This is a genomic window from Micromonospora sp. NPDC085948, assembly GCF_040686315.1.
Taxonomy (GTDB): Bacteria; Actinomycetota; Actinomycetes; order Mycobacteriales; family Micromonosporaceae; genus Micromonospora.
Window position 1 is genome coordinate 787,805 of the sequence record NZ_JBFBJW010000002.1, and the last position, 19,886, is coordinate 807,690.

Sequence of the window (19,886 nt, forward strand, 5' to 3'; positions counted from 1 at the left end):
CTGTTCGCTGCAACGCTGGGAGGAGCTGAGATGATTCCTGGTTGTGGTGGTTCACTCAGCGTCGGAACGGGTGCTCGCCGGGCTGGACCCGGAGCAACGCTCCGCCGTGACCGCACCCGCCGGCCCGGTCTGCATCCTGGCCGGCGCCGGCACCGGCAAGACCCGGGCGATCACCTCCCGGATCGCCCATCGGGTGCTCTCCGGCGAGATCTCCCCCCGGCACGTGCTCGCGGTCACCTTCACCGCCCGGGCCGCCGCCGAGATGCGGAGCCGGCTCACCGTGCTCGGGGTGGGCGGTGTGCAGGCGCGCACGTTCCACGCCGCCGCGCTGCGCCAGGTGCGGTACTTCGCGCCCCGGCTGCTGTCCGGCCGGGCCATGCCCGAGCTGCTGGACAGCAAGGTGCGGCTGGTCACCCTCGCCGCCGCCCGGGTCGGCCTGCGCACCGACCGGGCCGCGGCGCGGGACCTGGCCGGTGAGATCGAGTGGGCGAAGTCGTCGTTGGTAGAGCCGACGGACTACGTGGTGTCCGCGGCCCGGGCGCTGCGCGACACACCGCACGAACCGGCGAAGGTCGCCGACGTGTTCACCGCGTACGAGCAGCTCAAACGGTCGAACGGGGTGATCGACTTCGAGGACATGCTGCGGGCCGCGGTGTGGGGGATCGAGGAGCACTCGGACGTCGGCGAGCAGGTCCGCACCCAGTACCGGCACTTCGTGGTCGACGAGTACCAGGACGTCAACCCCCTCCAGCAGCGCCTGCTCGACGCCTGGCTGGCCGGCCGCAACGACCTCACCGTGGTCGGCGACGCCAGCCAGACGATCTACTCGTTCACCGGGGCGACCTCGGCGTACCTGGTCGACTTCCCCCGCCGGCACCGGGGCGCCACGGTGGTCCGGCTGGTCCGCGACTACCGGTCCACCCCGCAGGTGGTCGGGCTGGCCAACGCGGTGATCGCCCAGGCCCGGGGCACCGAGGCGCGGCTGCGGCTGGAGTTGAGCGGGCAACGCCCACCCGGGCCGGAACCGGACCTGCGGATCTTCACCGACGAGCCGGCCGAGGCCAACGCGGTGGCCGCGCGCTGCCGGTCCCTCATCGATTCGGGTACGCCGGCGAAGGAGATCGCCGTGCTGTTCCGGGTCAACGCGCAGTCCGAGGCGTACGAGAAGGCGCTCACCGAGGCCGAGGTGCCGTACGTCGTGCAGGGCGCGGAGCGGTTCTTCGAACGGACCGAGGTGCGCCAGGCGATGGTCGCGCTGCGGTCGGCCACCCGGTCGATCCCCGGGGAGACACCGCTGCCGACCGCCGTCGTCGAGGCGCTCACCGCGGTCGGCTGGGCCCCGGACGCGCCCCCGGCCGGCGGCGCCGCCCGCGAGCGGTGGGAGGCGCTGTCCGCGCTGGTCCAGCTCTCCGAGGAGTACGCGGCCACCCCCGAGGTGGTGCCGATCGGCGAGGCCGCGTCGGTGGAACGCCCCGTCACCCTCACCGACTTCACCGAGGAGTTGGCCCGGCGGGCCGCCCAGCAGCACGTACCGACGGTGGACGGGGTGACCCTCGCCTCGTTGCACTCGGCCAAGGGTCTGGAGTGGGACGCGGTCTTCCTGGTCGGCCTCGCCGAGGGCACGCTGCCGACCACGTACGCCAAGACCGTCGAGCAGGTCGAGGAGGAACGCCGGCTGCTCTACGTCGGCATCACCCGCGCGCGGCAGTGGCTCTGGCTGTCGTACGCCGCCGCGCGCTCACCGGGCGGACGAGCCCGGCGGCCGTCGCGGTTCCTGCCCCAACTGGACCGCTCGGGCGGCACCGAACGGGCGACCGCCGGCACCGGTCCGGTCCGCCGTCCCGAGCGGCGGCGCACCCAGATCGTCTCCTGCCGGATCTGCGGCGCAACCCTGCTCGCCGGCCCGGACCGCAAGCTCGGCCGCTGCCCCACCTGCCCGTCCGACATCGACGAGGAGCTGCACGAGCGGCTGCGCGAGTGGCGGCAGCGGGTGGCCGGGGCGCAGAAGGTCCCGGCGTACGTGGTCTTCACCGACGCGACGCTTGTCGCGTTGGCCGAGCGGCGGCCCGGCCGGCCCGAGGAGTTGATCGCCATCGCCGGTATCGGCCCCCGCAAGCTGGGCCTTTATGGGGAATCGGTGCTGGCCCTCGTGGACGGTGCCGGGGTGGACGACGTCTGCCCGGAGAAAACTTTCGAAATCCAGTCGTAAATTCGTTTGCCCTCGCCCCGGCGCGAGGAATAGCCTCAGGACACACCACGCGAGCGGCGCCATTCCGGCTGCTCACGGGGTTGGTTCAGTCGATTCGAGGAACGTGAGGGAGGTGGCACCCGTGAAGATCTTCACCTATGAGCGTCTGACGGCGATGCCGTCTGTCCACGCTCCGCTGTCGGCTGTCCGGGTGGCCCTTGCGGCTGCACGGCCGTCGGTTCCGCAGGTGCACCAGGTTCAGGCCGAGCTGATCCTGACCGTCGCACCAGTCGGAGTCGAGGGGACCAGTGGGTCCACTGGCAATGGCATCCAGGTCGCCATGAAGCGCACGGATGTCCGCGGCGTTCCGCCTCGAGGTAAACCGGTCTGACCATCAGACACCGGCTCACCTCGAGGCCGCGGAACCCGCTTACCGGGATCCGCGGCCTCAGTTTTTTGCCCGTCTTCAGTACGTCGGAATGCGATCCATGAGATCGAAGTGAGAGAGAGGTGAGCGGGAGATGAGTCTGGCGTTGGCCCCCCTCGACGTGAGCGTCGAGATGGAGGCGAACCTGCCCTGCCGGAAGTTCGACCCCGACCTGTGGTTCTCCGACTCGCCTGCCGAGCTCGAGCTGGCCAAGTCGCTCTGCGGGGACTGCCCGCTGCGCGTCGAGTGCCTGGCCGGGGCGGTGGAGCGTGCGGAACCGTGGGGCGTCTGGGGCGGCGAGATCTTCGAGCGTGGCGCGGTTGTTCCGCGTAAGCGGCCCCGTGGCCGTCCGCGCAAGGAGGACGTCGCGCGTGACGCCGAGCTTCGGGTCGAGGCCGAGGCGCGCCTGGCGGCCAGTGGGCTGTCCGAGGTGCGTGGCGCGGTCCGGCTGGCAGCCTGACATGTTCCCGACCCGTACCAACTACGCCGGTGGCACACCGGCAGTGAGCGAGATGACGATGTTCAACCTTTCGACCGGAGCCTTCGAGATGCAACTACTCCACCAAGCGTTGTCCAGGGCTCGAACGCGTCGGCCTCAGGCCGGTCGTACCACCACGCGCACTGAGGCAACCCGATCCGCCCGTACCGTCGCTATGAACAGCCGCAACCAGACGGCTCGCGACCTGGGCGTTCTCTAGTACCACCCCGATGCGAGGAAGGGCGGGTGCCGACCGGCACCCGCCCTTTTCGACGTGCGTGGTCAGGCGACCGGGGCGAAACCGGGCAGCCAGCGTTCCAGGATGCTGCGGTACGGGGCCTTCGCCTCCAACTGGCAGAGGACCCCGATCGAGCCGAGCGTCACCCGGTGGATCAGCAGGTACGACGGCGGCAGGTTGAGCTGCCTGCTCAGCTGGTAGGTGGGGGAGCGGGGGCTGGCGAGTCGGCCCGCCTCGCCCCGCAGCCAGGCCCGGGTGAACCGGAACCCGTCGGCCGCGATGGGCTCCAGCATCGGGCGGACGAAGTCGAGCACCCCCTCGGCGTCGATCTCCTCGGTGGCGCCGATGAAGCCCTCCGACCGCAGCCCGGCCACCACCTCGTCGGCGTCACCGCGCAGGGCCAGCGCGGCGATGCGACCGATCGGCTCCGGCGTGCCCTCGGGCATCCGGGCCACCGCGCCGAAGTCGATCACCCCGAGTCGGCCGTCCGGCAGCATCCGGAAGTTTCCCGGGTGCGGGTCGGCGTGCAGCAGCCCGGCCCGCTGCGGCGCGGAAAGGTGCAGGGTGGCCATCAACCGGCCCGCCTCGTCCCGCTCCTCCTCGGTGCCCTCGCGAATGATGTCGGCCAGCGGAGTGCCCGTCACCCACTCGGTGACCAGCACCCGGGGTGCCGCGTTGATCACCTTCGGGATGTAGATCTCCGGGTCGTCGGCGTACGCCTCGGCGAAGGCGCGCTGCGACTCGGCCTCCAACTCGTAGTCCAGTTCCTCGGTGATCCGCTCCCGCAACTCGACAAGGAGTGGCTTGACGTCCAGGCCGGGCTGGATGGCCCGGAACATCCCGCCCAGGCGGGAGAGCTGCTTCAGGTCGGAGAGCAGCGCCTCGCCGGCCCCCGGATACTGGATCTTGACAGCCACGTCGCGGCTGTTCGGCGCGCCCGACTCGTCGAACCCCGGCTCACGCCACCGCGCCCGGTGCACCTGGCCGATGCTGGCCGCGGCCGCCGGGACGTCGTTGAACTCGACGAACCGGTCCCGCCAGTCCGGGCCGAGCTGCTCGGCCAGCACCTTGTGCACGCTGGCGACCGGCAGCGGGGGCGCCGCCTCCTGGAGCTTGGTCAGCGCCTGGCGATACGGCGCGGCGATCTCCTCCGGCAACGCGGCCTCGAAGACCGACAACGCCTGACCGAACTTCATCGCCCCGCCCTTGAGCTGGCCCAACACGCTGAACAGCTGCTCGGCGGTGCGCTGCTGGATCTCCGCGGAGATCACGTCGGAGGCGAGCCCGGTGACGCGCTTTCCCATGCCGAGAACGGTCCGGCCGGCGAAGCCGAGCGGCAGGGCGGCGAGCTTGGCGGTGCGGGACACGGCGCGGCGCGGGATGTCGGTCACTCGGCCATTGTTACCGACCGGAGGGCTTCGCTGCTGCTCTGCGGCCGGGCTGGTGCGGACACTCGCCCACCAGAGCACTCACACGCCGGGTGTGGCGGCCAGCCTCGACGTCGGAAACGACCCGCACCAGTGATCTCCATGGCTGCGCCCAGCGTCTCCGGCTGCCCGCCGTCGAGCTGTGTCAGTGCCTCGGCCAGCGCGTACCCGATGGCCGCGAGCAGCGTGCCGGTCGCGCCGGCGGCCACCGGGTCGGCCGCGGCGAGTTGGGCGGCGAGCCGAGGCCAGTCCGGGTCGCGGTCGGCCCGGTGCAGCTCGACGCAGTGCAGGCAGGGTCCGGCGGGCGGGCAGACCAGCGGCCCGATGACCGGTACGCCCTCGCGCAGGGTGACCAGCAGGTGTGGCTGTCGGCGCTGGGCGAGACCGGCGGCGAGCAGCGCGGGCGGCCGGTCCGTGCCGAGTTGGATCACCAGGTCCACCCGGCCGGCTCGGACCGGCTGGGTGTTGGTGCCCGGCGCGACGCGGTCGACCGCGGTCCGTACCGCCGACGCCAGCGGATGACCCAGCTCGGTGGCGGGAACGCCGGTGCCGACCAGGTCGACGGGGCGCACCGGGCCGGTGAGGAGGGGAACCACCTGCCCGACGCCGGCCTGCGCCAACGCCACCGTCAGCGGCCCGCCAAGCGCCCCGGCGCCGGTGAGCACGACTCGGGCGACCCGTCGTCGACGCAGGACCTGGGCTGGGGTGCCGGGTAGCCGAGCGGCGGCGAGGGCCAGCGCGCCGGCCTCCGCGGTGAGCCGGGCGCGGGCGGGGCCGGCCAGGTCACGGGGGAGCAGGCTGTGCGCGGGCACCAGCAGGCCGGCCGCACGCAGGGCGTCGAGCAGGGTACGCGCGTCGTCGTGGGTGACCTGCGCGGCGGCCGCCCGAGCCAGCACGGCGCGCTCGCTGTGGGTGCCGTCGAGCAGGTCGAGCAGACGGGCGGCACGCGGGTTGGCCAGCTCCAGCAGCACCGCCGGCCCGGGGCCGACGCCGAGCTGGAGGGTGTGGCGGTCTCGCCACAGCCGGTTGAGGCCGGGCAGCAACGTGGGGCGGGGCAGAACGGTGCGGCTCATGGTCACCAATCGTGAGCACTTCTTCGCGCTCGGTCGATCGTTGTCCACAGGCGCTCAGGCCGCTGTCCAGCGTTGTCCACAGGCTTTGCCGGGTTATCCACAGCCCGTCGACGGGGCTGTCGGCCACCCGACAGGGCGCCGGCAACCCGGCGACCGGCAGAGACGGCAACGGGGCGGGGTGACCGTCGGCCACCCCGCCCCCGCCGCTCGTACGGGTCAGACCTTGGCCTTGCCCAGGATGCGGTTCACTGTTGTTCCGCATACCGGACACTTGCCCTTTGCCATGTTCATTCCGGTCTTCGAGACCTCGACGTGCCCCTCGAAGTCCCGCTTCTCCTTGCACTTCACGCAGTAACCGTTGTAGGTCGTCTGGGCCTGGTCGGCCACGGTGCCCTCCTCGTCTCGTCCGCCGGTCGATGCCGTCCCGGCGGGGTGCCCGGCGGCGGGCCACACGGGGCGCCGGCGCTGGGTCTCACTCCACGGCCACCTACGTGACCGCTGGTCCGCGGACCCTACCCAGGTCTGGGCGGTTCCATGTCAGCTGTGCATCGACACTGTGAGCTAGTCGACGTCGAGAGTGTGCATGGCGAAATAGGTCGGATAAGTCAGTTTGGCGGGGACACGCCGACCAAACCCCCACAGACACCCGTGCGGGTGCCCCCGAGGGGCGTTTGGCACCGTGATCACTTACGGTGGGGAAGTGCCGCGTACCGGCGCCATCGGTGTTCACCAAGGGTGACGAGGTGGTGCGGTGCCGCTGCGGTCAAGAAATTTTCGGGACGCCTGTCGACTAATCACCACTTTCCGGGCGCGTGTCGGGTGGTTGACTCTTGCGGACCCCTGGTCAGTGGGCATTAGCTTTCCTTCGTGACACGTAGCCGAGGCTGCGCGGGCCAGTGATGGCGGGGACGCGCAAGCCGGTCGTCGAGGTGCGGCGCAGCCAGCGTCGGCGACGTACGGTGTCCGCGTACCGTGACGGTGAGCGAGTCGTCGTTCTCATCCCGGATCAGTTCTCCCGGGCCGAGGAGAGCGAGTGGGTCGACCGGATGCTCGCCCGGCTCGCCGCCCGCGAGGGCCGCCTGGCCCGATCCGACGCGGAGCTGCTGGCCCGTGCCACCCGGCTCATCGACCTCTACCTCCCCGGGTACGCCACGAAGGCGGTGCCCGCCAGCGTCCGATGGGTCACCAACCAGAACGGCCGATGGGGTTCGTGCACCCCTGCCGACCGCAGCATCCGGATCTCACACCGCGTTCAGGAGATGCCGGACTGGGTGATCGACTACGTGTTGCTGCACGAGCTGGCACACCTGATCGTGCCCAGCCACAACGCCCGGTTCTGGGCGTTGGTCGGCCGCTACCCCAAAGCCGAACGTGCCCGCGGCTACCTCGAAGGTGTTGCCGCCGCCTCCGGCGCTCCCCTCCCCACCTGATCGACCTAGATCCACTCGGCTTCCTGAATGCCGCGCGGTCGATGCCCTCCGGAGGCCGCGCTGTCAATGAAATCGAGTCGATCATGCCGGCGGGCGCGGCGCGGTGGCGGCCGTGCGGGGTGTGCACTGCGGTGCCGGCGGGGGCGGCGGTTTGGGGCGGCTGTCCGGGGCGTGTCCTTCGGCAGGCAGGCAGGCAGGCGGGCGGGTGGGTCGGGGTGGGCGGGGCGCTAGGGTCGGGGGATGGCGCGACGGGTGGTAGTGGCGTTACTCGGGTCGGTCCCCTGGTCGCCGCCGGGCGTCGACCTGGCCGAATGGCGAGCGGCTCTCGCGGAAGACGTCATCGACCTGTTCGCCACGCTCAACGAGGTGGAGGTCGCGGTCGCGGTGACCCCGGCCGACCGGGCGCTGGCCGACGCGCTGGTGTGGCCCGGCACGGCGGTGTACGAGGTGGCCGAGGCCACGCCGAACGCCGTGTTCGCCGCGCTGGAGGGCTACGACCAGGCTGCGGTGCTGGTCGCGGACGTGCCTGACCTGCCCGCGCTGACCGTCGGCAAGCTGCTGCGCCCCCTCACCACCCGACCGGTCGCGGTGGCTCCGGTCGAGGGTGGCGGGCCGGGCCTGCTCGGGGTGGCGGTACGACTGCCCGCGCCGGACTGGCTCCCGACGCTGCACCTGGACACGGCGACGCCGGCCGAGGCGCGCGCCAACGCCCCGCGCCCCGCTGACGTGGCGGTCACGGCGGGCTGGCGTCGACTGCGCGGCCCGGCTGACCTGGCCACGCTGGACCCGGCCTTCGAGGGTTGGGAAGCGACCCGCGCCCTGCTCTCCGGCTCGGGCCGCCCCGCCTGAACCCGTCAGCCTGCCTGCCCACAAGGTCCGTGCCACTGCCCGCCGGCACGGCTACCCGCGAGCCCGCCGGCCCCGCCGGTGCCCGGCCAGCCGGACTGAGCTGTCAGCCCTGCCGACAGCGCGCCCGGGTGCCCGTTGTCGATCCTGGGGGCACCCGGGCGCAGGCCGTCGTTACGCGGACATCAGGGCTTGGCGTCGCCCTCGTCGTCGGTCTCGTCGGGCTGACCGGGGGCCTTCTCCTCCACCCCGCCGGGGGCGGTGAAGTCGAAGCTGTCCAGCTCGCTCAGGTCCATGTCGTTCATCGCGAAGGCGACCGGGTCGGCGAAGTCGTCGTCCGAGGGGAGCAGGTCCGGGTGACCCCAGACGGCGTCGCGGCCCTCGATGCCGCGGTGCTCGGTGAGCGCGGCCCAGAGTGCCGCGGCCTCGCGGAGGCGGCGCGGGCGCAGTTCCAGGCCGACGAGTGCGGCGAAGGTCTGCTCGGCGGGGCCACCGGCGGCCCGGCGGCGGCGGAACGCCTCACCCAGCCGGACGACGTTTGGCAGCCGGTCGCTGGCGGCGCTGTCCACGACGTGGCAGACCCAGCCCTCGACCAGGGCCAGTGCGGTCTCCAGTCGGGCCAGAGAGGCCTTCTGCGCCGGGGTGTCCTCCGGGGTGAAGATGCCCTCCAGGGCGATCGCCTGCATCGACTCCGGGTCGGTCGGGTCGACCCGGCCCATCGCCTCCTCGATCGCGTCCCGGTTGACCCGGATGCCCGCGGCGTACATCTCGACCGCGCTGAGCACATGCCCGCGCAGCCACGGGACGTGCTGGAACAGCCGCTGGTGGGCGGCCTCGCGCAGCGCCACGTAGAGGCGGACCTCGTCCTCGGGAAGTTCCAGGCCCTCGCCGTACGCCCGGATGTTGGCCGGGATCAGGGCGGCCGTGCCGGCCGGGCCGAGCGGCAGCCCGATGTCGCCGGCGGAGAGCACCTCCGCGGCGAGCGAGCCGAGCGCCTGGCCGAGCTGGCCGCCGAAGAGCGCGCCGCCGAGGGTGGCCACCATCGACTGCATCGGGCCGAGTTGGGCGCGCGCCTCCGGTGGCACCAGGTCGCCCATCGCGCCGACCATCCGGCTGGCGACCGGGTCGCAGAGCTTGCGCCACACGTCGAGCGTCTTGAAGATCCACTCGTTGCGGTTCCAGGACACCGGTGACTGGATGCCCGACGGCCAGGACGAGGCCGGCTCCAACCACAGGTCGGCCAGGCGCAGCGCTTCCTCGACCGCGTTGCGCTCAAACGGTGACACCGCCGGGTCGCCGGCGGCCGCGAGCTGGCTGGCAGCTACCTGCCGGGCCAGGTCCCAGTTGACCGGACCGCTGCCCGGCGCGGAGAGCAGGTGCTGCAACTGCGACATGAACTGCTGCATCTGCGCGGGATCGTTGGGGTCTGGTGGTTGCCCACCCGGGAGCGCGAAACCGAACGGAATATCAGGCACGACGTCTACGGTACGCGGACCGCGCCCCAGGTCGCCGCCGCTGGCGTTGCGCTGAGGGCGAAGTCGCGTGGCGCATCCGGCAGGAGGCGTCCGGCCGGTCGGTACGCTCTGCGGCATGAGACGTCGTGGCCTGACGGTCCTGCTCGGTGCCCTGTTCACCGCCCTGCTGAGCATCGGGGTGCTGCGGGTGCCGATCCCGTACGTGGTGCTCGGCCCCGGCCCGACGGTCAACACCCTCGGCACGGAGGACGGCAAGGAGGTCATCCAGGTCTCCGGGCGGGAGACCTCGACCTCCGCCGGCCAGTTGCGGCTGACCACGGTGGGTGTGCAGCCCACGGTGCGGTTGCGGGGGGCGATCGCGGGTTGGTTCTCCGACGACGAGGCCGTCGTGCCGCGTGAGTTGGTCTACCCGCCGGGGGAGTCGACCGAGCAGGTCGAGCAGCGCAACGCGGAGGACTTCAAGGCGTCGCAGACCAGCGCGGAGACGGCCGCGCTGCGGGAGTTGGGCTTTCCGGTGCAGGTGGTGATCAAGACGGTGGCCGGGGACGGGCCGGCGGCCGGGGCGTTGAAGGCCGGTGACGTGATCACCTCCGTCGACGGTCAGCCGGTGCCGGTGGCCGCGAAGGTCACCGAACTGATCCGGGCCAAGCCGGCGGGTACGGCGTTGTCCATCTCCTACACCCGCGACGGCGCGCCGGCCACGGCGACGGTCACCAGTCGTGAGCAGGATGGCCGGCCGCGGATCGGTGTGGAGATCGATCAGCAGCAGCCGCACCCGTTCACCCTCGGCATCGACCTGGGCGACATCGGCGGACCGAGCGCCGGTCTCATGTTCGCCCTGGGGATCGTCGACAAGCTGACCCCGGCCGACCTCACCGGTGGCCAGATCATCGCCGGTACCGGCACCATCGACGACGAGGGCACCGTCGGCCCGATCGGCGGGATCGCCCAGAAGTTGGTCGGCGCGAAGCGCGCCGGCGCGAAGGTCTTTCTGGTGCCGGCGGACAACTGCGCCGAGGCGGTCCGCAATCCACAGCCCGGTCTGCCGCTGTTGCGGGTGGGTTCGTTGGACGAGGCGATGACCGCCCTGGAGACGTTGCGCGCGGGGGGTCAGCCGACTCGTTGCTGACCGGTGTGACCGTGCCCCGACACGCTCAGGAACACCCCGTACTCTGGGTGCCTGGTCGGAGCCGATCACATCGAGCGTGCGGAGCCAACAGTGGTCATGCGTAGCAGCAGCCCCCTTCCGAGGATGAGCCGGCGCGGGCGCGTCACCATCGCGGTCCTGGTCGGGGTGTTCGTGCTCTTCACCCTGCTCGGCTGGGGTGTCCAGGCGTGGACGGACTGGCTGTGGTTCGACGAGGTCCGCTACACCGAGGTCTTCACCGGTGTGCTGGTGACCCGACTGTTGCTCTTCCTCGCCGTCGGTCTCGGCATGGCGGTGGTCGTCGGTGGCAACCTGTGGCTGGCGCACCGGTTGCGTCCGCGGCTGCGTCCGCACTCGGTGGAGCAGGCGACGCTCGAGCGTTATCGGATGGCGCTCAGCCCGCGACTGGGCACCTGGATCGCGCTGACCGCCGCGGTGGTCGGGCTCTTCGCCGGTCTCTCCGCGCAGAACCGGTGGAGCCAGTGGCTGCTCTTCCGCAACGGCGGTGACTTCGGGGTGAAGGACCCGGAGTTCGGGGTGGACATCGGCTTCTACGTTTTCCAGTTGCCGTTCTGGCGTTACCTGCTCGGGGTCGCCTTCACCGCTGTGGTGCTGGCCGTGATCGGCGCGCTGGCGGTGCACTACCTGTTCGGTGGGGTCCGCCTGCAGGGCGTCGGGGACCGGATGAGCAACGCGGCCCGCGCGCACCTGAGCAGCCTGGTCGCGGTCTTCGTGCTGTTGAAGGCCGTCGCGTACGTGCTGGACCGGCGGGCGATGTTGCTGGAGTACAACGAGGGCGCCAAGTTGTACGGCGCCGGCTACGCCGACGTCAACGCGCTGCTGCCGGCGAAGGAGATCCTGGCGTACATCTCGATCGTGGTGGCGATCGCGATCGTCGTGTTCTCCAACGCCTGGATGCGGAACCTGGTCTGGCCGGGGATCTCGCTGGCGCTGCTCGGTGTGTCCGCGGTGGCCATCGGCGGCATCTACCCCTGGGCCGTGCAGACCTTCGAGGTCAAGCCGAGCGCCAAGGACAAGGAAGCGCCGTACATCCAGCGCAGCATCGACGCGACGCGAGCGGCGTTCGGGTTGGGTGCCACCGAGACGACCGCGTTCGCGGCGAACAACTCCACCCCACCGGCAAACCTGGCCACCGACACCTCGGTGGTGTCGAACGTGCGGCTGCTCGACCCGCAGTTGGTCAGCGAGACGTACACCCAGCTCCAGCAGGTGCGGGGCTTCTACGACTTCGGCCCCAAGCTGGACATCGACCGCTATGGGGTGAACGGAAAGGTCTCCGACTACGTGGTCGGCGTCCGGGAGATCAACTACGGCGAGTTGACCGACCAGCAGAACACCTGGATCAACCGGCACACCGTCTACACCCACGGGTACGGGCTGGTCGCCGCCCCGGCCAACCAGGTGGTCTGCGGCGGGCAGCCGTTCTTCGTGTCCGGCTTCCTCGGCGAGAAGACCCAGGAGGCGTGCTCCTCGCAGACCGAGCAGATCCCGGCCACGCAGCCGCGGATCTACTACGGCGAGCGGATGGCGGCCGACGACTACGCGATCGTCGGTCAGGCCGACCCGAACAAGAAGGCCGAGTTCGACAGGCCGGTCGGTGAGGGTGGCGGCGAGTCCTACACCTACACCGGCGAGGGCGGCGTCGAGATCGGCTCCTTCACGCGGCGGTTGCTGTACGCCATCAAGGAGCAGGAGTCGAACTTCCTGCTCTCCGAGGCGGTCAACAAGGACTCCAAGCTCCTCTACGTGCGCAACCCGCGGGACCGGGTGGAGAAGGTCGCGCCGTTCCTCACCCTGGACGGCGACCCGTACCCGGCGGTGGTCGACGGTCGGGTGCAGTGGATCGTCGACGGCTACACCACGGCGGCCACCTACCCGTACGCCGAGCGGGTCAACCTGCAGACCGAGACCACCGACGAGCTGACCAACCGGGGCACCTTCCAGCTGGCCCGGGAGAACGTCAACTACATGCGCAACTCGGTGAAGGCCACCGTCGACGCGTACGACGGCACCGTGAAGCTCTACGAGTACGACGACACCGACCCCGTGCTCAAGGCCTGGAACAAGGCGTTCGGCGGTGACCTGATCCAGCCGAAGGCGGACATCCCGGCCGCGCTGACCGAGCACCTGCGCTACCCGGCGGACATGTTCAAGGTGCAGCGCAACCTGCTCACCAAGTTCCACGTGACGAACCCGGGCGACTTCTACTCCGCACAGGACTTCTGGCAGGTGCCCAACGTGCCGGACTCCCCGGACAGCGGTCAGAAGCAGCCCCCGTATTACCTGTTCACCCAGTTCCCGGGGCAGGACAGCCCCCGGTTCCAGCTCACCGCCGCGGTCACCCCGAACGGCCGGCAGAACCTGGCCGCGCTGATCTCCGGGTCGTACGTCGGCGGGCAGCCCCGGCTGGAGGTACTGGAGCTGCCGGATCAGACCCGGATCTCCGGCCCGGTGCAGGTGCACCAACAGATGACCAACAACGCCAACATTCGCCAGCAGCTCACCCTGCTCTCCAGCAACCAGGCGCAGGTGCAGTTCGGCAACCTGCTCTCGTTGCCCTTCGCCGACGGCATGCTCTACGTCGAGCCGGTCTACGTGAAGAGCAACCAGCAGGACGCGTACCCGCTGTTGCAGAAGGTGCTGGTCTCCTACGGTGACGGTGGCTCCTTCGTGGCGCTCGCCGACAACATCAACGACGGCATCAAGCAGCTGGTCGAGCAGGGTAAGAAGGCCGGGGGCGGCACGTCACCGCCCCCGACCACCGGGGGCAATCCGACGACGCCCACGCCCACGCCGACGCCGAGCGGGACCGCCACGCCGACGCCGACACCGAGCGCCAGCATCACGCCGCCGACCGGTGACCTGGCCGTCGCCGCGGACCGGGTGCAGACCGCGATCACCGAGGTGCGGTCCGCGCAGACCTCGGGTGACTTCGAGCGGTACGGCCGTGCGCTCAAGACGCTGGACGAGGCGCTGACCGCGTTCCAGCAGGCGCAGCGGGCCGCCGGAACACCCAGCGGCAGCGCCACACCGTCGGCGGGCGGCAGCCCGAGCGCGGGCGGCTGACCGCACTCGCCGGGCGTAACTCGCGGAGCCCTCGTCGTCGGACCATCCGGTCCTGGCGACGAGGGCTCCGCTGTCGTTGCGCATCCGGGTCTGGCTCGACCGACAGGGGCCGGACCGCGATCCGGCGGATTCGGATGTCGTTTTGCGGCGGCCGGGGGTGGTGCGCTACGGTTAACCAGTCGACGCGGGGTGGAGCAGCTCGGTAGCTCGCTGGGCTCATAACCCAGAGGTCGCAGGTTCAAATCCTGTCCCCGCTACGAGAAATATCGAAAGCCCGTTTCCGGTTCGCCGGAGGCGGGCTTTCGACTTTCCCGACGTGTGCGGCTGCTCGGAAGGTCGAGCGTTCGCCTGCTCGCTGGCGTCAGCGGTGACCCCGCTGATCATCGCCGAACGGGATGGGTTAAGGTTAACCAGTCGACGCGGGGTGGAGCAGCTCGGTAGCTCGCTGGGCTCATAACCCAGAGGTCGCAGGTTCAAATCCTGTCCCCGCTACCAACGGCAGTGCAACAGGTCCGGCCCCCATCCGTGGGGGCCGGACCTGTTTTTGTGGCCGCCCACCTGAGTGAGGCCGCCGGGTGCTGAAGGTTGCGGGGATGTTGCGTCCGGTCGGGATGCTCCCGGACGGCTTCGGTGCCGGGTTCGGCGCGGACCGACGTGCCGAGTTTGCGTCAGTCGGCGAGGATGGGCACATGTCTTCATTCGGTAAGTGGTGGGGCCGGCTCAGCGCGGTCCTCGGTGCGGCCGTACTGGCGGTCTTCGTGCCCGTCGCGGCCTGGGCGTCCACGGGCGCCGGCGAGGTGGTGGTCGAGGCCGCCCGGCGGCGGTCCCGCGGCGGCGGCGGCTTCGGCATTCTCGGCCTGCTCTGCTGCCTGGTGGTGGTCGGGATCATCGTGTTCCTGGTGCTGCGTCTGACTCGCAACCGTCGGAACGGTCCGCCGCGCTGACCCCTGGCGGCCCGCCCCGATCGGTTGGTCGACGGCGGCGGGCCGTGGGCCGGCCGCCGGTGGTCACGCCGCCAGTGCGGCGTTGGCCTGGGCGATGAAACGGGAGGCGGCCGCCCGGGTGCCGGTCCGCTTGACGCGGATGCTCTCCGCGGTGGCGACCAGCAGGGTCCGCACCCGGGCGTGCCCCTTCGGGGGTGGCGCCGGGGCCGGCCCGAGCTGGTCGGCGATGGCCGCGCCGAACGCGGCGGCCCGCTGCTGGGCCGGCTCGGTGATGCTGCCCTCGGCGTAGCGGCGGACGGCGAGACTGGCGTTCAGGCCACGTTCGTGGCCGAGGACGGTGCCGGCCTCGCCGTTCGTGGTCAGAAAGTTGATCACGTCGGTGACGGTGTCCGGGTGGCGGGTGCCCCGGAACGCTGCCCAGAACATCGATGCGCGCGCCCACTGCGCGCCGGTCGGCCCCGGCAAGCCGACAATGCCCAGCTCGGCCTCGGTGAGCCGCTGCAACTCGGGCAGTTGGTGGGACCACGCGAACGACGCGGCGGTCAACCCGGTCACCACCAGTTGCCGGGACGGCTCGCCGCCGTCGGCCTGCTCGACGAGCGCCGCACCCGGGGTGGCCCGCCCCTTGCGGGCCCGCTGCCACAGCTCGAACCAGGCGATCAGCTGTTCCACGCCGAAACCGAGCTGCTTGCCCCGGTAGAGTTCGCCGCCCTGCGACCGCAGCCAGAGCCAGAGCGCCCGGTAGTCACCGGACCCGTCCATGGCGCCGGCCACCTGGCCGTCGCTGGCTTCGGTGACCTGTTCCGCCCAGGAGATGTACTCGGCCCAGCTCATTCCGGCGCGCGGCTCCGGCACCCGCAGCTCCCGCAGCAGGTCCCGGTTGAAGACCACACCCGGGTGGGTCTGCCCGGCGGCCACCGCCATCGTCCGCCCCTCCACCGTGCCGTAGCGGATCAGGCCCTCGGGCAGGCCCCGCAGATCGAGGCGATGGTCGCTGACCCGGTCGGTGAGGTCGAGGATGATCTGGCGCTGCGCGTACTCGGTCAGCACCGTGTCGTCGACCTGGATCAGGTCCGGTACGTTGCCGCCGGCCGCCTGGGTGGCCAGTCGCTCGTAGTAGCCATCGGCGCCCTGCCAGGTCACCCGGAAGGTCACCCGGGGGTTGCGCTCCGAGTAGAGCCGCAGCACCTTCTCGGTGAGTTCGGCACGCCTGGTGCCACCCCACCAGAAGACCGACAGCTCGACCGGCCCGTCGTCGGTCGACGTGGCGGTGCCGTCGCTGCATCCGGCCAGCCCGCCGGACGCGAGCAGGGGAGCACCGAGCAGCGCGGTGAGCAGTCGGCGCCGGCCCGGGTCGGCGCCGAGGCGGTCGATCGGCTGTGGAACAACGGGCACGGGGGTCTCCTGGACCTGCGAGGGCGGCGGTCGGACCATTCACGCAGGGAGCGCACGAAGGTGTCAACGTCCGTCCGGTCACCCGCCGGCGCGGGTGGTCGAATCAGGCCTCCCGCTGCCGCGTGGTGTACTAGGGCGCGTGGAACTTCTGCACTCGGGCAAGGTTCGGGACGTGTACGCCGACGGCGACGACCTGATCCTGGTCGCCTCGGACCGCATCTCGATCTACGACGTGGCGCTGCCGACGCCGATCCCGGACAAGGGTCGTCTGCTCACCGCGCTCTCGCTGTGGTGGTTCGAGCAGCTCGCCGACCTGGTGCCGAACCACGTCATCTCGGCCACCGACGTGCCCGCCGAGTTCGCCGGGCGGGCGATCCGCTGCCAGCGGCTGGACATGCTCCCGGTCGAGTGCGTCGCTCGCGGCTACCTCACCGGCGGCGGCCTGCGGGAGTACGAGCAGACCGGCACCGTCTCCGGCGTGGCGCTGCCCCGAGGGCTGGGTGAGGCGTCGATCCTCCCCGAGCCGATCTTCACGCCGTCGAGCAAGGCTCCGATGGGCGAACACGACGAACCCATCACGTACGACGACGTGGTGGACAAGGTGGGCCAGGCCACCGCCGAACGACTGCGGCAGATCACCATCGACGTCTACCGGCGCGGCGCGGAGCTGGCCGCCGACCGGGGCATCCTGATCGCCGACACCAAGATCGAGTTGGGCTGGGCGCCGGACGGCACCCTGGTCCTGGGCGACGAACTGCTCACCTCCGACTCGTCGCGGTTCTGGCCAGCCGAGTCGTACCAGCCGGGCCGCGTGCAGTTCTCCTACGACAAGCAGTACGTACGGGACTGGGCCACCGGCGGCGGCTGGGACAAGCAGCCCCCGGCGCCGGACGTGCCGGACGAGGTGGTCGAGGCGACCCGCGCCCGTTACGTCGAGGTCTACGAGAAGCTGACCGGCAACCGCTGGAGCTGAGCGCGTTACTGCCGTCCGCCGCTCCCTGCGTCACTGTTGGACGCCCTTTGCTCTGCTTCAACCAAGGCAACACTGACGGCATGTTTCGGTGCGCCCGTTGAAGCAGAGCAAAGGACGCACACCTGGCGCGGCCCTCCTCCGGTTCTCACGACAGCCGGCGACAGTCAGGACGTCGGCACGGGACTTACTCCGCCCAGTCGAGGGTGCGCTGCACGGCCTTGCGCCACTGGCCCAGCTCCTGCTCGCGTAGCTCCGGGGCCATCGCCGGCTCCCACCGCGCGTCGGAGCGCCACTGCGCCCGCAGGGTGGCCAGATCAGGCCAGAAGCCGACCGCCAGACCGGCCGCGTACGCGGCGCCCAGGCAGGTGGTCTCGGTGATCCGGGACCGGACCACCGGCACGTCGAGCACGTCCGCGAGAAACTGCATGAGCAGGCCGTTGGCGGTCATCCCACCGTCCACCCGGAGTCGGCGCAGCGCCACGTCGGAGTCGGCGTCCATCGCGTCGACCACCTCACGGGTCTGCCACGCCGACGCCTCCAGCACCGCCCGCGCCAGGTGCCCCTTGGTGATGTAGCCGGTCAGGCCGGCGATGACGCCCCGCGCGTCGCTGCGCCAGTGCGGGGCGAACAGCCCGGAGAACGCCGGCACCACGTAGCAGCCACCGTTGTCGTCCACGGTACGGGCCAGGTCCTCCACCTCGGCGGCCGTGGAGATCAGCCCGAGGTTGTCCCGTAGCCACTGCACCAGCGAGCCGGTGACGGCGATCGCGCCTTCCAGGGCGTACGCCGGGGGTTGGTTCTTGATCCGGTAGGCGACGGTGGTGAGCAGGCCGTGTGTCGACGGGACCGGGGTGGCCCCGGTGTTGAGCAGCAGGAAGCTACCGGTGCCGTAGGTGCACTTCGCCTCGCCCGGCTGGAAGCAGGTCTGCCCGAACAGGGCGGCCTGCTGGTCGCCGAGCGCGCTGGCCACCGGCACCCCGGTGAGCACGCCGCGGGCGGTGCCGTACACCTCGGCGGAGCAGCGGATCTCCGGCAGCATCGCCGCCGGCACACCCATCGCGTCCAGCAGGTCCGGCGCCCAGTCCAGGGTGGTGAGATCCATCAGCATGGTCCGGCTGGCGTTCGTCACGTCGGTGACGTGCGCGCCGGTCAACTTCCAGATCAGCCAGCTGTCCATGGTGCCGAAGAGCACCTCGCCGCGCTCCGCGCGCTCGCGCAGGCCGTCGACCTCGTCGAGCAGCCAGCGCAGCTTCGGCCCGGCGAAGTAGGTGGCCAGCGGCAGGCCCGTCCGGGCCTGGAACCGCTCCTCGCCGTACGTCGAAGCCAGCTCGCGCAGCAGCGGCCCGGTCCGGGTGTCCTGCCAGACGATGGCGTTGGCCACCGGGCGGCCGGTGGCCCGGTCCCAGACGACAGTGGTCTCCCGCTGGTTGGTGATGCCGACGGCGGCCAGTCCGGTCGCGTCGGTGCCGGCGGCCCGCAGCGCTTCGGCGACGACCTGTTGGACGTTGTCCCAGATCTCCTCGGCGTCGTGTTCCACCCAGCCGGGCCGGGGGAAGATCTGCCGGTGTTCCCGCTGGGCGACGGCGACGATGTCCCCGGCAGAGTCGAAGACGATGCACCGCGAGGAGGTGGTGCCCTGATCGATGGCGGCGACGTACTGGGGGGTCACCGCAGCACCGTACCCAAAGCGCAGCGTGGTGCGACAGGCGTCACGACCGGTTACGGCCCACCGCCGGTCGCCGGCCGCCGCTTCGCCTACGATGTGCGAACGTGCGCGACATCGCCGTTTTCAGTGGAACCGCCCATCCCGACCTGGCCGCCGAGATCTGTGCCCACCTCGGGGTGCCGCTGCACCCGGTGCGGGTGTCCCGATTCGCGAACGACTGTCTCGAAGTGCAGTTGCAGGCCAACTGCCGGGAGCGGGACGTCTTCCTGATCCAGCCGCTGGTGCCGCCCGTGCAGGAGAACCTGGTCGAGCTGCTGTTGATGATCGACGCCGCCCGGGGCGCCTCGGCCGGCCGGATCACCGTGGTGCTGCCGCACTACGCGTACGCCCGTTCGGACAAGAAGGACGCGCCGCGCATCTCGATCGGCGCCCGGCTCGTCGCGGACCTGCTCGTGTCGGCCGGCGCGGACCGGGTGCTCGCGATGACGCTGCACTCGCCGCAGGTGCACGGCTTCTTCAGCGTTCCCGTGGATCACCTGCACGCGTTGCGTGAGCTGGCCAACCACTTCCGGCGCTACGACCTGAGCGACACCGTGGTGGTCTCACCCGACCTGGGCAACGCCAAGGAGGCGGCGGCCTTCGCCCGGCTGCTCGGCACGCCGGTCGCGGCCGGTGCGAAGCAGCGGTTCAGCGACGACCTGGTCACGATCAGCGCGGTGATCGGCGAGGTGGCCGATCGGGACGTCATCGTGCTGGATGACGAGATCGCCAAGGGCAGCACGGTGATCGAGTTGATGGAGCACCTGCGCGGCCTGAAGGTCCGTTCGATCCGGCTCGCCTGCACGCACGGGCTCTTCTCCGGTGACGCGTTACAGCGGCTCAGCGACCAGGAGGGCGTCCTGGAGATCGTCTGCACCAACACGGTGCCCATCCCGGCCGCGAAGCGGATCCCCGAGTTGCAGGTGCTGTCGGTGGCCCCGGCCCTGGCCGAAGCGATGCGCCGGATCCACAACGGGGAGTCCGTCTCCGCGCTGTTCGCCTGACCCACCCCCACCCCACCCCACCCCACCCCCACCCCACCCCCACCCCGCC

Annotated in this window: 16 protein-coding genes and 2 tRNA genes; 12 read left to right on the plus strand and 6 right to left on the minus strand. The window is 71.1% G+C overall.

Going from position 1 to position 19,886, the window contains the following annotated elements; translation table 11 throughout:
* Positions 1–43 precede the first annotated feature (43 nt).
* From AB0O48_RS09560 to AB0O48_RS09570, 3 genes are all read left to right on the plus strand, one after another.
* Positions 44–2,209: an ATP-dependent DNA helicase UvrD2 gene (locus tag AB0O48_RS09560; protein ID WP_365064321.1), complete on the plus strand. Its 2,166-nt coding sequence runs from the start codon at positions 44–46 to the stop codon at positions 2,207–2,209.
* Between the two features lie 121 nt (positions 2,210–2,330).
* Positions 2,331–2,579: a hypothetical protein gene (locus AB0O48_RS09565; protein WP_357246735.1), complete on the plus strand. Its 249-nt coding sequence runs from the start codon at positions 2,331–2,333 to the stop codon at positions 2,577–2,579.
* Positions 2,580–2,709: 130 nt separating this feature from the next.
* The gene (locus tag AB0O48_RS09570) at positions 2,710–3,075 is read left to right on the plus strand and encodes a WhiB family transcriptional regulator (RefSeq protein ID WP_328420094.1); all 366 of its coding nucleotides are present in this window, start codon (positions 2,710–2,712) and stop codon (positions 3,073–3,075) included.
* A 300-nt stretch (positions 3,076–3,375) separates the two neighbouring features.
* Here the strand turns inward: AB0O48_RS09570 and AB0O48_RS09575 are convergent, their stop codons facing one another.
* The 3 genes from AB0O48_RS09575 to AB0O48_RS09585 form a co-directional block, all read right to left on the minus strand.
* On the minus strand, positions 3,376–4,722 hold the full coding sequence (locus AB0O48_RS09575; RefSeq protein WP_357571858.1) for an AarF/ABC1/UbiB kinase family protein: 1,347 nt from the start codon (positions 4,720–4,722) through the stop codon (positions 3,376–3,378).
* Complete coding sequence (locus AB0O48_RS09580) at positions 4,719–5,831, minus strand: hypothetical protein (protein WP_357246730.1); 1,113 nt, start codon at positions 5,829–5,831, stop codon at positions 4,719–4,721. Before AB0O48_RS09580 ends, AB0O48_RS09575 begins: the two co-directional genes overlap by 4 nt.
* Positions 5,832–6,047: 216 nt before the next feature.
* Positions 6,048–6,218, minus strand: coding sequence for a DUF5679 domain-containing protein (locus tag AB0O48_RS09585; RefSeq protein WP_167457767.1), 171 nt, complete (start codon positions 6,216–6,218; stop codon positions 6,048–6,050).
* A gap of 512 nt (positions 6,219–6,730) precedes the next feature.
* On the opposite strand from AB0O48_RS09585, the gene AB0O48_RS09590 reads away from it, so the two are divergent.
* Positions 6,731–7,261, plus strand: a complete 531-nt coding sequence (locus AB0O48_RS09590) for a M48 family metallopeptidase (RefSeq protein ID WP_357246727.1) — start codon at positions 6,731–6,733, stop codon at positions 7,259–7,261.
* 240 nt (positions 7,262–7,501) lie between these two features.
* On the plus strand, positions 7,502–8,110 hold the full coding sequence (locus AB0O48_RS09595; RefSeq protein ID WP_357246725.1) for a hypothetical protein: 609 nt from the start codon (positions 7,502–7,504) through the stop codon (positions 8,108–8,110).
* Between the two features lie 182 nt (positions 8,111–8,292).
* Here AB0O48_RS09595 and AB0O48_RS09600 read toward each other — a convergent pair whose 3' ends face one another.
* The gene (locus AB0O48_RS09600; protein WP_357246723.1) at positions 8,293–9,582 is read right to left on the minus strand and encodes a zinc-dependent metalloprotease; all 1,290 of its coding nucleotides are present in this window, start codon (positions 9,580–9,582) and stop codon (positions 8,293–8,295) included.
* Between the two features lie 115 nt (positions 9,583–9,697).
* On the opposite strand from AB0O48_RS09600, the gene AB0O48_RS09605 reads away from it, so the two are divergent.
* From AB0O48_RS09605 to AB0O48_RS09625, 5 genes are all read left to right on the plus strand, one after another.
* Entirely contained in the window at positions 9,698–10,711 is a 1,014-nt protein-coding gene (locus AB0O48_RS09605) for a PDZ domain-containing protein (RefSeq protein WP_357246721.1), read from the plus strand.
* A gap of 96 nt (positions 10,712–10,807) precedes the next feature.
* Entirely contained in the window at positions 10,808–13,816 is a 3,009-nt protein-coding gene (locus tag AB0O48_RS09610) for a UPF0182 family protein (RefSeq protein ID WP_357571856.1), read from the plus strand.
* 183 nt (positions 13,817–13,999) lie between these two features.
* Positions 14,000–14,073, plus strand: a tRNA-Met gene (locus tag AB0O48_RS09615).
* A gap of 161 nt (positions 14,074–14,234) precedes the next feature.
* Positions 14,235–14,311, plus strand: a tRNA-Met gene (locus AB0O48_RS09620).
* Between the two features lie 194 nt (positions 14,312–14,505).
* Positions 14,506–14,760: a hypothetical protein gene (locus tag AB0O48_RS09625; RefSeq protein WP_357246715.1), complete on the plus strand. Its 255-nt coding sequence runs from the start codon at positions 14,506–14,508 to the stop codon at positions 14,758–14,760.
* Between the two features lie 63 nt (positions 14,761–14,823).
* Here the strand turns inward: AB0O48_RS09625 and AB0O48_RS09630 are convergent, their stop codons facing one another.
* Positions 14,824–16,155 (minus strand): extracellular solute-binding protein, encoded by a 1,332-nt coding sequence (locus AB0O48_RS09630; RefSeq protein WP_357571855.1) that lies wholly within the window; start codon positions 16,153–16,155, stop codon positions 14,824–14,826.
* Between the two features lie 139 nt (positions 16,156–16,294).
* Here AB0O48_RS09630 and AB0O48_RS09635 point away from each other — a divergent pair, with 139 nt between their 5' ends.
* Positions 16,295–17,128, plus strand: a complete 834-nt coding sequence (locus tag AB0O48_RS09635) for a phosphoribosylaminoimidazolesuccinocarboxamide synthase (protein ID WP_357246709.1) — start codon at positions 16,295–16,297, stop codon at positions 17,126–17,128.
* A gap of 184 nt (positions 17,129–17,312) precedes the next feature.
* On the opposite strand, the gene glpK is transcribed toward AB0O48_RS09635, so the two are convergent.
* Positions 17,313–18,797, minus strand: a complete 1,485-nt coding sequence (glpK, locus tag AB0O48_RS09640) for a glycerol kinase GlpK (RefSeq protein WP_357571854.1) — start codon at positions 18,795–18,797, stop codon at positions 17,313–17,315.
* A 101-nt stretch (positions 18,798–18,898) separates the two neighbouring features.
* Here glpK and AB0O48_RS09645 point away from each other — a divergent pair, with 101 nt between their 5' ends.
* The gene (locus AB0O48_RS09645) at positions 18,899–19,837 is read left to right on the plus strand and encodes a ribose-phosphate pyrophosphokinase (RefSeq protein WP_357246704.1); all 939 of its coding nucleotides are present in this window, start codon (positions 18,899–18,901) and stop codon (positions 19,835–19,837) included.
* The last annotated feature ends 49 nt before the right edge of the window (positions 19,838–19,886 follow it).